We start from the raw sequence: 15,253 nt of genomic DNA, 5'->3' as shown, positions 1-15,253 counted from the left end.
GCCATGATCTAAACTTACATGAATCCCATTCCACACACCATCGGCGCTTGCCGCGCGGCGCAAGCGTTTCATCAGGGATAGGATGAGGAAGCGAAGGAGACGGAGGAAAAGTGATATGTCTGAGGGCCCGCCGCCTGTGGGACGCCCGGATCAGCAACCGGTTTCAATACCCTCGTCGCAAGACGGCAAACCGGTCGCCTCGCCTCAGCGAAAGGGCAAAAAAACGCGACGCCCCAGCGCGCTCGATCCGTTCCGGATCGCCGTCTGGCGCGGTCTGGCGACGATCCTGCCGCCGCTGCTCACGTTCGTGATCCTCATTTGGATCGTGACGACGATCAACCTTTATATTTTTCGGCCGCTCACGGACGGGACCCGCGATCTGATCCTGCTGTACATTGCCGACATCAAGCCGGTGTCGGCAATTCCGGCCGAACTCCGACGCCAGCCGGAACTCATCCTCGATGGGAAGACGTATACACGAGTTCGAGGGGGTAAGTATATCCCCAAACCGGTCGTCGAATATCTGGTTTCCGAGCTCGGCGAAGATGAAATTCCCACGGAAGCACGGGAATGTTACCAGAAATACATCCAGCTCCGCTACCTGAAGCCGCACATCATCTTACCCTTTTTGGTGGCGGTCCTGATTCTCGTGTTGTATCTGCTGGGCAAGTTCGTTGCAGCCCGGGTGGGACGCATGGTCTGGGGGACGGTCGAATCCGCATTCTTTTCATTTCCCCTCGTTAAGAGTATCTATGGCTCCGTGAAGCAGGTCAGTGACTTTCTCTTGGCTCAAAGGCAAATGGAATTCAGCCGCGTGGTGGCGGTCGAGTATCCTCGCAAAGGCATTTGGTCCATGGGCCTGGTAACAGGGGAAAGCCTGAGCGAGATCCGAACGGCCGCCAACGAGCCGGTCCTGGCCGTCTTTATTCCGACCTCGCCGGCGCCCATGACCGGATTTACCGTCAACGTCCCCAAGAAGGACACGATCGATCTCGATATCTCGATCGATCAGGCGATCCAGTTCATCGTAAGCTGCGGCGTGGTCGCCCCTCCGCAGTCGCTGAGCCCCAATATCGGTCGGCCGCCCGAAGTTCCGCAGACGGCATAAGTATTCGCCTCCAGCTGTTTGAGAGAAACGCGTCTTGGACGATTCGAACACCAAACGAAAGGAAGCCTTGTGCGGACGTTTCGGATCGGGACCCGGGGAAGTGCACTGGCGCGCAGGCAAGCGGATCACGTGGCGGATCGTTTGCGCGAGGCGGGAGCTACCGTCGAAGTCGTGCCCATTTTGACGCACGGCGATCAATGGAACCGGCAGTCGGTAGACGCTCTGGGAGCGGTGGGGGTCTTCACCAAGGCGATCCAAGACGCTTTATTGGCGACCGCGGTGGACATCGCCGTTCACAGCATGAAAGACCTGCCGACCGTCCCCGTTCCGGGGCTCATCCTCGCCGCCGTTCCGACTCGGGGTCCCGCGGGCGATGTATTGATTACCCGCGAGGGCCGATCCCTGGAGCAATTGGCCCCGCATGCGGTAGTGGGCACGGGCAGTCGGCGCCGAATCTCGCAATTGCTGCATATCCGCCCGGACCTCAACATCCGCCCGATTCGCGGAAATGTTCAAACACGTCTTAGAAAGCTGGAGAGCGGAGAGTTGGACGCATTGATCCTGGCGGAGGCAGGCCTCGTCAGGCTCGGTTTGACAGACGTCTCCCATTCCCCCCTTCTCCCTCAATATCTTCTGCCCGCTGCCGGCCAAGGCGCCCTGGCAATCGAGGCCCGAGTCGACGATCTCGAGGTGCAAGAGCTATTAGCCCCTCTCGACGATCCGGAAACCCGTGCGGCAACCAACGCAGAACGGGCCTTCCTGAGGGAATTGGGCGGGGGCTGTTTGGCCCCGGTCGCCGTTTGCGCGTGCCGAGTCGGCGGCCACTTGTTTTTGCGGGGCCGCGTGCTTTCCGTGGACGGCGTCCGGCAATTGGAAGCCTCCGTCATCGGGCGTCCGGAATGTCCCGAGGAATTGGGACGCCGCGCAGCCGCCATATGTCTGTGCCAAGGCGCGGACGAGGTCCTTGCCGCGGCTCGACATTCTGAAGCATCGGGCGACAAGAGCGCTTAACCACGCCGCGCCTCAGTAGCCTCCCCCTACTCGCCTATTGGGCCCGACTTCACGCACAACCGGGCCTTCCTCGGCCCAAGGCGTCGTCCCGACCTTCCCCCCTAATGGGTTTCCCACCTCAGCCCGCATCGAACGGCGCCCATGGTTACCGGCAGATCTTGCCGATTTTCCTTCACGGGCGGCCATTTTCGCCGAGCACGACCCGGGGCGAGGCGACTTCTTAACCTCTGGCATCCCATCCTTCGGTTTTCCATTCACACCGTAACTCATTTCCTCACTTCAATTTACGGCCACGAATGGAGTCTGCCTGAACGGAGTTCGACCGTTCGGCATGGTGCTTGCTTATGAAGATCGCGCCATCGACCGGAATATCCTGCACGACCGGCAGATTTTACCAACGCCACGGGTTTCTCGGAGCAGTCCGCATCATGCCGTTCGGGTTGTACATCTCCGCCGAAGGGGCTCATGCCCAAAACCGCCGTATGGAGGTCATCGCTAACAACCTGGCGAACGTGGATACGATCGGCTTCAAGCGGCAGTTGGCGGTCTTTCAGGCTCGTTACACCGAGTCTGTCGCCCGCGGTTACGAACTGCCGGGAAGTGGGGGCCCGGACGATTTGCCCGGTGGAGTCATCGTGCCCATGACCAAAACGGAGTTGATCCCCGGCCCGCTCAAGGAAACGGGCAGCCCAACGGATTTCGCCATCCGAGGAGACGGATTCTTTCTCGTCCAGAAGGGTGACGAGACGTACTTGACGCGGTCCGGGAGCTTCGGGCTCACGGAGCAAGGCGAATTGGTGACGGAATTCGGCGGCGAACGCTACTACGTGCTGAGCGACACCGAGCAAAAGATCCTGCTCAACCCGCGCGACCTGGGGCCGTGGGAAGTCTCTCCACAAGGCGTCGTGCGGCAGGCCGGGCTGGTGCAGAACCTCGCCGTGGTTCGACCGCGATCGGCCGGCGACCTGGTTCCCGCCGGCGAGAATCTATTTCGCGTCCACGAGGAAGCCGAGCCTGTCCCGCTGCCGGAGCGCCGAATCGCCCAGGGCTATTTGGAGATGTCCGCCGTACAACCGACCAATGAAATGGTCGCTCTGCTCGAAACCTCGCGCCTACTGGAAGCGAACATCAATATGCTGCAAACCCAGGATCAAATGTTGGCCGGGCTGTTCAACCGAGTACTGAAGACGGCCTGATGCTGCCTCCTCGCGGCGTCACCGACGCAGAGGTCGAGCCGTTCGCCAAGGCCATTTCACGGAGCAAGTGAGGACGGAGGAACGATGAGCGTTCAAACCCTTTATTCAGCCGCCACCGGCATGACGGCCATGGAAAAGAAGCTGGACGTCATCGCCAACAACTTGGCGAACATCGAAACGACCGGCTTCAAGCGCGGGCGGACGAACTTCGAGGACCTGTTTTATCGCCACGAGGTCTTTCCGGGGGCCGAGGACAGCTCGGGACAATTCACCCCCACGGGTATCTCGATCGGATTAGGCTCTCGGCTGTCCAGTATCCAAACCGACTTTCGGCAGGGCGCCTTTCAGCAGACTTCCAATCAACTCGACGTCGCCATCGAAGGCCCCGGCTTCTTCCAGGTGTTGGATCCCTCCGGACAGATTTACTACACTCGGGCGGGGAACTTTTCCATCAATGCTAACGGAAACCTCGTGTTAGGCTCGGCACACACCGGCCGTTTGCTGGAGCCTCCCATCGTCATTCCCGAAGACGCAACCGCAATCTCCATCACTCCCGAGGGCCGGGTCTTCGTACAACAGCCCCAGAACCCGCAACTCACCCCCGTCGGCGACATCGAACTGGTCACTTTCATCAATCCGGAAGGATTGCTGAAGCTGGGCGAAAACCTCTTCGCCCAGACCGATGCCTCGGGTGCGCCTTCGGCAGGCACACCGGGACAAGAGGGACGCGGCCTGCTGCGCCAGAATGCCCTGGAGGCGTCCAATGTCGAGCCGGTACGGGAACTGATCGACCTGATTACCACGCAGCGGGCATTCGAGATGAACTCCCAAGCCGTCCAAGTCGGTGACCAAATGATGCAACTGGTTGCCAACATGAGGAGGTACTGATGACGGCCCAGCGACTCGGCAGGATCACGCGAACCCCGGGCGACGGCATCCTACTGTGCGTCGTTTGCACGGCGTTCGCGTGGATTTGGATACTCGGAGGCATCGGTTCCGCCGCGGAATTGTCTTTGCGTCCCAATGCGATCTGCGACCGCGCCGTCGTCACTCTCGGCGATGTGTGCGAGATTCGCGGTTCGGACCCGGGCGCCGACGCGGCACTGGCGGGCATCCCGCTCTTTCCCGCCCCGCCTATCGGCGAGCAGCGTTTCATCTCGCGTCAGGAAATCCGAGACGTCTTGGCTCTCCGCGGTATCGATCTTCGGCCGCATGTTTGGACGGGCGCCGCGACGATCGGTTTAACCTCCGCGCCGAATCGGGCGGTCAAACCGGGCGAGATGATCAGCGGCACGACGCGGCGCCGCGCCGAGGAAAACGCCGCCGCGGCCGTGCGAGCGTACCTGACGCGCACGCAAGCCGCTGAATACGCTTGGGAAGTGCAGGTTCGGCTCGATGATCGCCAGGCACGCTGGTTGAGTACGCCCGACGCTCGCGTGGACGTGGAGTCTGATTTGGCCGTGGGCGTGGATCAGAGGAAATTCTTCGTCTCCGTCACCGCCGCCGGAGAGACGGCACGATTCCCGATCGATGCGCAAGTTCGCCCGAAACAGGCCGTGGTCGTGGCGTCCCGGCCGCTGGCCCGCGATTCGATCTTGACGCCGGCCGACGTGAGCCTGAGTTGCGAAGCCGCGACGGGGAGCGAGGGTAGCCCCTTGCGTTCCCTCGAGGACGCCATCGGCAAGCAACTGACCGTCAGCGTTTCCGCCGGTCGCATCCTGGATGAAGCCCTCCTCCGCGATCCGATTCTTGTGCGGCGCAACGACGTCGTCACGGTGTACACGCGGGCGCCCGGCATCGTTATTCGCACCAGCGCTCGCGCTAAGGACGACGCCGCGCGCGGACAGTGGATCCCCGTGGACGCCTTGGAAGTGCGAGGAAAACCGATCATGGCCAGAGTCATCGGATTTCGAGAGGTCGAGGTCCTCGCCGGAAGCATCCGGACGCGGGATTAGTCAGCGCCGGCTCGTGCTCGGCACGCCGCACGCCGCATTCCTCCGTCGTAACGCTCCATGCCGGCCGAATCCATGAAGACCGAAAGCGAGAAACAACTCATGCCCATGTTGCCAGTAAGTCAGCCGCGGCGTCGAGATCGCCTTTCCCGACTCGTGCGGCAGTCGGCGGTCGGCATGGTGATTGCGGCGGCGCTGTCACTTTCCATCGACGATGTCGCCGCCCAAACAAGCAGCCTGCTGTCGGCCGAAGGCGCGCCGCCTCCCACCTTGAGCCGTTTTTCGTGGACCTTCCAGCCGCCCCAGCAGCCCAGAACGCTCCGCCTGCACGACCTGATCACGGTGTTGGTCGATGAGAAGACTCAGGTCATCGCGGAGGGCAACATGGACCGCCGCAAGAAGGCGGACGGCAAATTCGTCCTCTCCGACTGGATTCTTCTCAAGGGTTGGAGCCTGATACCCGATCCCCAATCGGCCGGAGATCCCAAAATCGCCGCGCAAATGGAGAACAAGTATCGCGCCGAATCCGAGCTTTCCAGCCGCGAAGCGATGAAGCTTCGCGTGGCGTGCGAGATCGTGGACATTCGACCGAACGGCACGCTGGTGATCGAAGGCCGCCGCGCTATCCTTGTCAACAACGAGAGCTGGGAAATCTACGTCACCGGCACGATCGACCCGCAAGCGATCCTCCCGGATAACACCATCTTGAGCGAGAACGTTGCCAATCTCCGCGTGGTCAAGCGCGAGGGCGGACACGTTCGGGACGGGTATCGCCGCGGTTGGCTGTTGAAATGGCTGGACGAGCATCAACCCTTTTGAGCGACCGGTACCGGACGTTGGGACGCCGTCGCGTTTACAAAGAGCCGACAAGAAAGAACGGATCGATGAGTCGCTTCCAAGATAGAATCACGCCTCCCATCGCCGCGAGAGATGGCGGCCCCGCGTGCATGGGATTCGATCGACGCCCATCCCTCATCAGTGCATGGATAATCACCGCCGTTGTTTTGGGCTTCCTGAGCGGTGCACGGGAAAGCCTTGCCGCGGTACCGTTGAAAACGATTTGCCGCGTCAAAGGCCAGGAAGAGAACACGCTGCACGGGCTGGGGCTGGTTGTGGGGTTGAAAGGGACCGGCGACGGCGGCAGCTTTCTCCCGACCATCCGCAGCATGGGCGTAGCGCTCGAGATGATGGGAAATCCTCTCGGTAAGAACGGGCTGGGAGAGTTGAAAGACGCCAAGAACGTCGCCTTGGTGATGGTAACGGCCGTCGTACCCGCGGCCGGCGCTCGCCAAGGAGACAAGGTCGACTGCACGGTGCACTCCGTCGGCTCCGCAAAGAGTTTGGCCGGCGGGACGCTCTTTCTTACCCCCCTTGTCGGCCCCAATCCGCAGGACCAACGGGTCTACGCCCTGGCGGAAGGCCCCATCACCTTGGATTCCGCGGACATGAGCACGACCGGACGCATTCACGGGGGCTGCCGGTTCGAGGCCGACTTCTTCAACCCCTTCGTCAAGGACGGGCGAGTGACTTTGGTCCTGGAGCCGGCCTATGCCGACTTTCAAGTTGCCCAAGAGACCGCGGAGCTCATCAATAGCCAAATGAGCGTGCAGACCGGCGGCGTGCCCGTGGCCAAGGCCGTCAACCAGGTCAATATCGAGGTGCTCGTTCCGCGTCAATACGCCGAAGACCCCGTGCTATTCGTATCGCAATTGCTGGAATTACCTCTGATGAACGTCCCACTCGGCCCGAGAGTAGTCATCAATGAACGCTCGGGCACCATCTTGATCGGCGGTGACGTGGAAATCGGCCCGGTGGTAGTCACGCATAAGAACATGGTCATTCAGGCCGGCGGCGGAGCCCTTACGCAATTCGTGGCCGTGGACTCCCAGCAGCCGCAAAACCCCACTCTGAAATCGCTTGTGGATGCGCTCAACGCCCTGAATACGCCGCCGCAAGACATCATTACCATCATCAAGGGCTTAGAGCGTAACGGCAAACTCCGTGCGCAACTCATACTCCAGTAGCCGGATCATCCTGGTTGGCCGAAAGTCTTGAATTTAGTCGGGAGGTTGCGTTCGATGACTTCCATTCGTGCGGTTCAACACCCCGGCGTCACCATGCCGGGCCGCATCGGCTCCGCATCACCAAACCCTCCGGCGAACGACGGTGGCTTCGCGGCGATACTTGCGGCGCGATCCGCGGCCGTACCGGGGTCCCAAGCAGCCGCCCGATCGGAAGACGGAGCGTTCTCCCGATGGAACGACGGGATCAAGGACTCGGACGCCGTCCCGGCCGATCCGGAAGATGCCGAGGAGGTCCGCAAGGCATTTCAATCCTTCGTCGGGCAGACGTTGTTCGGCATGATGCTGAAAGAAATGCGAAAATCGGTGCATAAAACTCCGTACTTTCACGGTGGAACGGCGGAGGAGATTTTCCAACAACAGTTGGACACCGTGTTATCGGAAAAACTCGCCGACGCGACCGGCGATCAACTCGCGAAGCCCATGTATGAACTGTTCCAGCTTCGCACCAAGGGACGCTAATACAGGGCGGCGTTCGCGTTTGGGAACGATTGCATTCCAACCGCGAGCATCCGGCTTCATCCTGAATCGAGCCGCATCGCAAGGAAAAGGTGCATGTCGAGTACTTGGGATACACAATTGGCGTCATTGCTGAACGAGCTTTCCGACCTGCAACGGCATTCGTTGGACGTCCTGGAACGCAAGCGGCGCGCCCTTGCGGCCGCGGACATGGAAAGCCTCGCCCGAACCACGGAGGAGGAGGGCCGCATCGTCGAGCGACTGCAATCCTTCGTGGCAAAGCGGGAAGCATTGCTGGAGCAAGCACAGCGCGAAGGCTTGCCTTGCCGCGGCATTCGCGAGCTGGCGACGGCCGTCGGCCGCCCCGGCACGGCGCAACGCAGGCAACTGATGGAGGCGGCCGGTCGGGCCCGACTCCTTCAAATCCAAGCCCTGACGAACTGGATGCTGACCCAGCGCGCGGTGATACATCTTTCGCAATTGCTAGAGATTATCGCAACCGGCGGCCGGATCAAGCCGACATATGATAAGGGCGAGCCACGCCAATGCTTGGAAAGCTGCGGTGCTTTGGTCGATCAGGAGGTCTAGGAGGACGAGTATCTCGCGCTAGCCAAGCCGCGAACACCCACCTTCAGGTTGCGTTATGTCCATTTTCAGCTCCATCCGCATGGCCAACAACACCCTGCGAGCGGACCAAATCGCTCTGCAGGTGATCGGGCAGAATATCGCCAATGCGGAAACGCCGGGCTATGTTCGCGAGGAGGTCATTCTCAAACCGGCCGCCTCGTACAAGTTCGGCGGATTCACCCTCGGCCTGGGCGTCGAAGTCTCGGCGATCGTCCAAAAGATCGATCAATTTCTGGAGGAGCGACTCCGAGGATCCGTGAGCGACCGATCCTCCGCCGAGGTTCAGGAACAAGCGTACCAGCAATTGGAGGGCCTGATCCGAGAACTAAATGATACGGACTTGAGCAGCGACTTTACGCGGTTCTTTTCAGCCATTTCCGAGGTCCTCAATCAGCCGGAAAGCGCCGCCAACCGCAATCAAGTCGTCTTGCAGGCGCGCACCCTGACTCAAAATATCAAGCGTTTATATGAGCGCATCAATACCATTCGCGCGGACTTCGACAAACGGGTGGAAAACGTCGCCGAGCGCATCAATCGACTCACTTCCGAGATCCAACAGCTCAACATTCGAATCTCCGAAATGGAGGGCGGCAGTGCTTCGCAGAGCGACGCCGTCGGCCTGCGCGACCGCCGCCATCAGGCACTCGAGGAACTCGCGAGCTTGATCGACATTCGCGTCGAGGAGCAGCCGAGTAGCGGCGTGGCGGTCTACTCGGGCGGCCTTTTCTTGGTCTATGAAGGCACACGACGAGAAGTGCAGGTTGCGCACACCACCAACCGCGGGATTGCGGTATCCGAGGTCCACTTGGCGGAGACGGACTCCAATCTGGAGACGACCGGCGGCGAACTGCACGGCCTGATCCGGTCCCGCGACGACGTCCTCGGCGGATTCCTGGATCGCTTGAACGAAGTCGCATCCGCGCTCATCTTCGAATTCAACAAGATCTATGCGAGCGGTCAGGGACTATCGGGATATCAAGACCTGACGAGCGGATCCGCCGTTTTTGAACGCGACGTCCCGTTGGACGCGGCGGGACTGCCTTTCACTCCCGTCAACGGCAGCTTTGATCTCTTGGTCCGCAATACCAATAGCGGCGTCACCCAAGCTCATTCCATTCGGGTCCATCTCACGGGAGTCCAAGACGACGATACCACGTTGGAGGATTTGGCCGCGCAAATCAGCGCCATCGACGGCTTGCAGGCGACGATCCTTTCCACGGGAAAGCTCCGCATTCGCACGACCGCCTCGGATACCGAGTTCGCCTTCGCCGATGATACCAGCGGGATCCTCGCGGCCTTGGGGCTGAACACCTTTTTCGTCGGCCAGAACGCACGCGACATCGCCGTCAATACGGTCGTGGCCGCCGATCCGAAAACCTTTGCGGCAAGCCGCGGCGGAATCGGCGCCGACACGCAAAACGCCGTCAGCCTAGCGGCCTTCATGGACCAACCTTTGACGGGCTTCGGCGGCGTCAGCATCGCGGCCATGTACGACTCCATGATCGCCGAGGTCACGCAGGGCGCCGCGGTGACCACGGCGGAAGCCGAATCGGCCAGGACCTTCGAAAGTACGCTTCGAGGGCAAAAGCTGGCGATCAGCGGCGTCAATCTGGATGAAGAGGCCATCCGCATGATCATGTTCCAACGACAATTTCAGGCCTCCGCCCGATTCATCAAAACACTTACAGACTTGCTGGATATTCTAGTGAATATTTAGGTCTTCTATGTATCGACGTAACGGAGCTTCCACGGAAGGCATCATCGGCGGCAGGGATATGGAATCAGCAAGGCGATTTACCTGCTTCCTCCGTAATCCGCCGAAAAGAATCGCAAGAATGAACTAGCGGCTCGCAGGAACCGGTATGGGTGCCATCAGCGGCGTTCCCACCACGCGCGTAACCGACCAATTCATCCGGCAACGGCTGATGCAACAGGTGCAGTACAGCCAGCGGGAACTCTATCGGTTGCAAGTGCAGATGAGCACGGGCTACCAATACGAGTTTCCCAGCGAAAAGCCGATCGCATCGCTGCGCGTCATCTCCCTTCAGCGATTGTTGGAACAGAAGGCGCAGGTCAAAACCAATCTGGCCACCAGTCAATCTTTCTTGGATGCCTCGGACGCAGCCCTCAGCCGCGTCTCGCAAATCGTCGCCGAAGCGCGCGGCACCGCGCTCGGCGTCTTGGGCACGACCAGCACGCAAGAGCAGCGGGCGGCGGCGGCTCAACAAGTTCGTTACGCGCTTCAGCAATTGGTGGATGCAGGCAACCAAAACTTTCGGGGACGCTATCTCTTTTCGGGAAGTCAAACGGAAGTGCGCCCCTTCTCCACCGTGGGCAACGGGCTGATTCGCTACGAAGGCAACGAAACGGTACTGCAAAGCTATTCCGACGTCGATCTGCTTTTCGACACCAATATCCCGGGCAGCCGCGTGTTCGGGGCGCTTTCCGCGGAGATATTGGGCACCGCGGACCTCAATCCGGCGCTGACATTCGACACTCCTTTGTCGCAGCTTCATAACGGCGACGGCGTCTCGCTGGGCAGTATCGCGATCTCCGACGGTACGAAGACGGTGACCGTCGATCTCAGCCGCGCTCACACCATCGGCGACGTGGCGTTGATGATCAAACGGCAGGCGACGGGCATCCCGCTCAATGTGGAGGTCGGGCAGCGGGGATTGATCCTGAGTCTCGCCTCCGCCACGGGAGATTTGTCCGTACGGGAAGTAGGCCAGGGGGTCACGGCGCGCCAACTTGGAATCCTCACGCCCATCGGCGTGGGGACGGGGCCGATCGTCGGTGAAGACCTGGATCCGCAGCTCGTGCCCACCACGCGGCTGGCCGACACGCTCGGAACCTTCGCCCGAGCCGTCATTCGTTTTCCCGGCACGGACAACGATTTCGTAGTTCAGGCCGTGCATCACGGCGAGGCGTGGAACGGCGTGCGGATTCGGCTCGAAGATGATCCGACCATCCATTGGGGCGACGAGGTCGCAACGTACGACGCCGGCGCCGGTGAAATTGTGATCCGCATCGACGAGGGGCACACCCAGGCGGGCCATGTGGTCGATGCCATCAATCGGGCCAATGACGCGGGTCTGCTTCCCTTTCGCGCTTCGCTCGACCCTACCGACCGCGACGCCTATCCGGGCCAGGGGTTGGTAATGCCTACCGATCCCGGCCAGTGGGCGGGCATCACTCAGGGCGGCAGCGGACAAGACCTGGACCTGGAGTCGGGAATCCAAGTCGTCAACGGCGGGCAAACCTACACCATTTCTTTGGCCGATGTCGTCACCGTCCAAGATCTGCTCAATCGCCTCAATACGTCCGGCGCCGGCGTGCTGGCCGAAATCGCGGCCAACGGCACCGGAATCAACGTCCGCTCGCAGATCAGCGGGAGTGACTTCGCGATCGGCGAAAACGGCGGCAGTACCGCCGGGCAGTTGGGAATACGTTCCTTCACCGGAAGCGTTTTTCTCCGCGATTTGAACTACGGTCGAGGCGTCGACGATTATCAAAGCGAAGGACAAAAGGCGGTCGCCGTTTGGAATTCGCCGGGGCTGAACAACGCCCTCAAACTCACGGCCCGGGAGCCGGGACCGGAGTGGAACGGTTACCAACTTCGCTTCTACGATTCGGGCTTGCCCCCCGGTTCCGAAATCTTGACCTTTGACGAAACCAACAAGGAAATCGCCGTCGGGATCGCCCCGGGTTACACCACGGCCAAGACGGTGGTCGATCTTTTCGCGGCCTCCCCGGGCGCACGGGATCACTTCTCGCTGGAACTTCTGAACGAAGACGAATGGCTGAATGACGGTTCCGGCCTGGTGAAACTGGGAGAGACGACTACTTCGGGCGGGAGCTCCGGCGGCATCGACTTCCTGATCCAACGCGCGGACGGTGTGACATTAGAGATCGACGTGCAGGGAGCGATGACCGTTCAGGACATCCTCGATCGAATCAATAACCATCCCGACAATCCGCCTCGATCTCCCGGCGGCGACCCGTGGTTGATCGCGAGACTATCTCGATTCGGGAACGGCATCGAGCTTGTTGACGACAGCATCGGACCGGGGACGCTAACCGTTTCCCGAACCTCAATGAGTCGGGCCGCAATCGACTTGGGATTGATACCCGAAGGGTCGGAGTCGGCAACCGTCTCAAGCCCAGGCTCCATTGCCGTAGCGGAAGCGACTTCTGCCGGCCTTAATAGCGACCTGATCTTTCGCACGCGACGGCCCACCTCGGAGGGCAACGGCTTCCAAGTCGTCTTCGAGGACGCCGGGGCCGATCCCGAGAGTTTTTCCTTTGATGCCGCGAATCGGGTTCTTCGCTTCAGGATTCAACCGGGAGTCACCACCGCCAATCGCATCATCGAGCTGTTTCAAGAACATCCCACCGCCGGCCAAACTTTCGAGGTAGTCCTCGACCCCACGGATGGGAACGACGGCAGCGGCGTCGTGGATTTGACCGATCCCGGTCAACCGCCGACATTGACCGGAGGATCGCCGTCGTATTTGACCGGCCGCGATGTCAATCCTCTCGAGACCGAGGGCCTGTTCACAGCGCTGATCCGGCTGGCGGCGGCGCTCGACCGCAATGACGTCCGCGAAGTTCAACGCGCCATCGAGATGTTGGATCAAGCGGACGTTTCGATGAACTTCGTCCGCGCCGAACTCGGTACCAAGCAACAGGCGCATGAAATTCTGAAAACCCGTCTTGAGGACGAAGACACGCAACTCCGCCAGGTGCTTTCGAATGATTACGAGGCGGATTTGGTGGAAGTGGTCTCCGAGTTCACGGGCAGGCAGGCGGCGTTGCAGGCCGCCCTCAAGGCCTCGGCCCAGATCTATCAACTGAGCCTCCTCAACTACCTGTAAACGCAACGATCATGCCGCGAGCCGTGAAGCCGTTCGCGTTGATGTGGGTGTTGATCGGGTGCGGCCCGCCTTCGCACCGCGTTTTCTTCATCGCACTTCCTCGGCTGGAAAGCGATCCTCGGGCCCGCGCTTTCAAGCACGTACCGACGGATGATTTCTCCCGGCGTCATTGGGGGATTCACGTGAGCCCGGTACAACGCAAACGGCGCCGCCTCGCAAGTCCGCCGTTGTCTTCAGACGGAGCCACGTTACAATCGACGCGATGGGCGCGTACCCGATCCTAAATACGGCAGATTCCCCTTGGTTTCTATTCGCCCCGGCGAGTCCGGCTCCGGCCGATTGATCGACAGACTGATGACGATGCCGCATGACAACAATGACGCAATTCGCGAACGAAAACAAGATCTTCGCCGCCGGATGCGGGATCGGCGCCGGGCCTTTGCCTTGCGCGACGCGGCTTCCTCGCTCATTCGGACTCGCCTGTTGCAATTGCCGGAGTTACTCCGAGCGCGAACCGTCATGACGTATGTGAGCGTGGGCTCCGAAGTCGCAACACGGGATCTCGTGCCTCAGCTCCTTTCTTTGGAGAAAGTGGTTCTCATCCCGTATTGCCAGGGCCTGGATTTGCGACTATTTCGGCTCAAAAGCTTGGAAGAATTGGTGCCCGGCACGTTAGGCATTCCAGAACCGCCGCCGGATTTGCGGAACGACGTCCAAAGACAGGGTCGCCCCGAGGAAATAGATTTGGCGTTGATTCCAGGCTTGGCATTCGATCGCCACGGCAATCGCCTGGGGCAAGGTAAGGGTTACTACGATCGATTCTTGCTCAGCCTTCGCCCGGATGCCTTCAAGCTCGGCTTGGCCTTCGAGTGTCAAGTGGTGGATGACCTGCCGCGGACGCCGCACGATACCCCGGTCGATGCCGTGCTCACCGAGAAAATGCTCCTCCGTTTCGCGTCACGGCAGCCGGGCACCTGAGCGCGACCACCGCCGCGCGAGACATTCTTTCACGCCCAGGGCGAAGGAGTGTGCAATTCTTGCGCGCGGTCGCTGCCCGGAAGGGTAACGCGTCCTTCAGCGCGCCCGCTGCCTCTCAGCGCGAAAGCGGCTTACGGCGGGCCTTTCCGCGCCTAAACCCCGCCATTTCCACCGTTTTCATCACACTAGTGCCGCCGCGAGTGCCCCGTACTCTCGTACCGTGGCCTTCCGAGATATTCGCTCGCAGTCCCTTGACCGCGGTATTTTGCCGTTTGGCACGGCGATTGCAAATCAAGACTCGTGCGTCGACGAACGTGCTATTGGAAGGGACGGCCGCCCTGGTAGCCCCAGCGATCCATTCTGAAAGAAGGAGGAACTGCGATGAGGTTTCGATCCGTTGGATTGGGTGTTGGTGTGGTCTTTCTGATGGTGTTCGGCCTCTGCCATGCGGCGGTTGGGCAGGAAAACACGGCAGCGGGGCCGCAAGTTGCCGCGAGTGATTGGTTGGCGCAGCGTGCGGAGTGGCATGCCGTAATGTCGGAGTGGCTGGCGGAGCGAGCCAAGCCCAACGCCGACCCGGCCCGCTTGGCGGAACTTCAAACGAAGTTGCAGTCGTTGCGGCCGATTCCGGGAACGGCACCGGCTTGGCAGCCGGGTCTATGTCCGTGGGGCGGCCCCGGATTGGGCATGGGGCCTGCCTCGGGCCGCGGACCGGTGGGACCGGGCTTTGGTCCCGGTTACGGACGAGGCCGGGGACGCGGCATGGGTTACGGGCCGGCAGCAGGCGGCTTCGGGCCTCCTCAAAGGTTCGGCCCGGCGTTCGGCCCTGGGGCCCGGCGACCCTGGTAAAGCCGTGATTCGGTCGCCAAGCTCCGCTCCCCACAAGGAACACTAACGGAGCCGGGCAGGTAGTTCGGCCGACGCTAAATAACCAAATCGGAAAGGAATGGGTCGTGACGGCAAG

13 protein-coding genes are annotated in these 15,253 nt (G+C 60.9%); all 13 read left to right on the top strand.

Annotation, left to right across the window (positions count from 1 at the left end; all coding sequences use genetic code 11):
- Positions 1-115 precede the first annotated feature (115 nt).
- The 13 genes from ACZ5B4_RS03080 (at position 116) to ACZ5B4_RS03020 (ending at position 15,138) form a co-directional block, all read left to right on the top strand.
- The gene (locus ACZ5B4_RS03080; protein WP_464912977.1) at positions 116-1,108 is read left to right on the top strand and encodes a DUF502 domain-containing protein; all 993 of its coding nucleotides are present in this window, start codon (positions 116-118) and stop codon (positions 1,106-1,108) included.
- A 69-nt stretch (positions 1,109-1,177) separates the two neighbouring features.
- Entirely contained in the window at positions 1,178-2,119 is a 942-nt protein-coding gene (hemC, locus tag ACZ5B4_RS03075; protein ID WP_464912976.1) for a hydroxymethylbilane synthase, read from the top strand.
- A gap of 428 nt (positions 2,120-2,547) precedes the next feature.
- Positions 2,548-3,315 (top strand): flagellar hook-basal body protein, encoded by a 768-nt coding sequence (locus tag ACZ5B4_RS03070; protein ID WP_464912975.1) that lies wholly within the window; start codon positions 2,548-2,550, stop codon positions 3,313-3,315.
- 84 nt (positions 3,316-3,399) lie between these two features.
- Positions 3,400-4,203 (top strand): flagellar basal-body rod protein FlgG, encoded by an 804-nt coding sequence (gene flgG, locus ACZ5B4_RS03065; RefSeq protein ID WP_464912974.1) that lies wholly within the window; start codon positions 3,400-3,402, stop codon positions 4,201-4,203.
- Complete coding sequence (flgA, locus tag ACZ5B4_RS03060; protein ID WP_464912973.1) at positions 4,203-5,270, top strand: flagellar basal body P-ring formation chaperone FlgA; 1,068 nt, start codon at positions 4,203-4,205, stop codon at positions 5,268-5,270. Before flgG ends, flgA begins: the two co-directional genes overlap by 1 nt.
- Positions 5,271-5,369: 99 nt before the next feature.
- Positions 5,370-6,086 carry a flagellar basal body L-ring protein FlgH gene (locus tag ACZ5B4_RS03055; RefSeq protein ID WP_464912972.1) on the top strand — a complete coding sequence of 239 codons (717 nt, stop codon included), beginning with the start codon at positions 5,370-5,372 and terminating at the stop codon, positions 6,084-6,086.
- 65 nt (positions 6,087-6,151) lie between these two features.
- Entirely contained in the window at positions 6,152-7,291 is a 1,140-nt protein-coding gene (locus ACZ5B4_RS03050; RefSeq protein ID WP_464912971.1) for a flagellar basal body P-ring protein FlgI, read from the top strand.
- A gap of 54 nt (positions 7,292-7,345) precedes the next feature.
- Positions 7,346-7,810: a rod-binding protein gene (locus ACZ5B4_RS03045; protein ID WP_464912970.1), complete on the top strand. Its 465-nt coding sequence runs from the start codon at positions 7,346-7,348 to the stop codon at positions 7,808-7,810.
- A 93-nt stretch (positions 7,811-7,903) separates the two neighbouring features.
- A complete protein-coding gene (flgN, locus tag ACZ5B4_RS03040; RefSeq protein ID WP_464912969.1) occupies positions 7,904-8,395 on the top strand; it encodes a flagellar export chaperone FlgN in 492 nt (163 codons plus the stop codon).
- A 55-nt stretch (positions 8,396-8,450) separates the two neighbouring features.
- Entirely contained in the window at positions 8,451-10,151 is a 1,701-nt protein-coding gene (gene flgK, locus ACZ5B4_RS03035; RefSeq protein ID WP_464912968.1) for a flagellar hook-associated protein FlgK, read from the top strand.
- 145 nt (positions 10,152-10,296) lie between these two features.
- The gene (locus ACZ5B4_RS03030; RefSeq protein WP_464912967.1) at positions 10,297-13,311 is read left to right on the top strand and encodes a flagellin N-terminal helical domain-containing protein; all 3,015 of its coding nucleotides are present in this window, start codon (positions 10,297-10,299) and stop codon (positions 13,309-13,311) included.
- Positions 13,312-13,611: 300 nt separating this feature from the next.
- Positions 13,612-14,289 (top strand): 5-formyltetrahydrofolate cyclo-ligase, encoded by a 678-nt coding sequence (locus ACZ5B4_RS03025; RefSeq protein ID WP_464912966.1) that lies wholly within the window; start codon positions 13,612-13,614, stop codon positions 14,287-14,289.
- Positions 14,290-14,670: 381 nt separating this feature from the next.
- Positions 14,671-15,138, top strand: a complete 468-nt coding sequence (locus tag ACZ5B4_RS03020; protein WP_464912965.1) for a hypothetical protein — start codon at positions 14,671-14,673, stop codon at positions 15,136-15,138.
- The last annotated feature ends 115 nt before the right edge of the window (positions 15,139-15,253 follow it).

The sequence above is a fragment of the Thermogutta hypogea genome (genome assembly GCF_055386265.1).
The sequence above is the reverse complement of the archived record's forward strand: the minus strand, read 5'-3'. Positions and strand labels throughout refer to the sequence as shown.

What these genes read in the sequence shown, in the direction of transcription:
- ACZ5B4_RS03080 (WP_464912977.1), top strand. Translation starts at nt 116, where the DNA reads ATGTCTGAGGGCCCGCCGCCTGTGGGACGCCCGGATCAGCAACCGGTT.
- ACZ5B4_RS03070 (WP_464912975.1), top strand. Translation starts at nt 2,548, where the DNA reads ATGCCGTTCGGGTTGTACATCTCCGCCGAAGGGGCTCATGCCCAAAAC.
- flgG (WP_464912974.1), top strand. Translation starts at nt 3,400, where the DNA reads ATGAGCGTTCAAACCCTTTATTCAGCCGCCACCGGCATGACGGCCATG.
- flgA (WP_464912973.1), top strand. Translation starts at nt 4,203, where the DNA reads ATGACGGCCCAGCGACTCGGCAGGATCACGCGAACCCCGGGCGACGGC.
- ACZ5B4_RS03055 (WP_464912972.1), top strand. Translation starts at nt 5,370, where the DNA reads ATGCCCATGTTGCCAGTAAGTCAGCCGCGGCGTCGAGATCGCCTTTCC.
- ACZ5B4_RS03050 (WP_464912971.1), top strand. Translation starts at nt 6,152, where the DNA reads ATGAGTCGCTTCCAAGATAGAATCACGCCTCCCATCGCCGCGAGAGAT.
- ACZ5B4_RS03045 (WP_464912970.1), top strand. Translation starts at nt 7,346, where the DNA reads ATGACTTCCATTCGTGCGGTTCAACACCCCGGCGTCACCATGCCGGGC.
- flgN (WP_464912969.1), top strand. Translation starts at nt 7,904, where the DNA reads ATGTCGAGTACTTGGGATACACAATTGGCGTCATTGCTGAACGAGCTT.
- flgK (WP_464912968.1), top strand. Translation starts at nt 8,451, where the DNA reads ATGTCCATTTTCAGCTCCATCCGCATGGCCAACAACACCCTGCGAGCG.
- ACZ5B4_RS03030 (WP_464912967.1), top strand. Translation starts at nt 10,297, where the DNA reads ATGGGTGCCATCAGCGGCGTTCCCACCACGCGCGTAACCGACCAATTC.
- ACZ5B4_RS03020 (WP_464912965.1), top strand. Translation starts at nt 14,671, where the DNA reads ATGAGGTTTCGATCCGTTGGATTGGGTGTTGGTGTGGTCTTTCTGATG.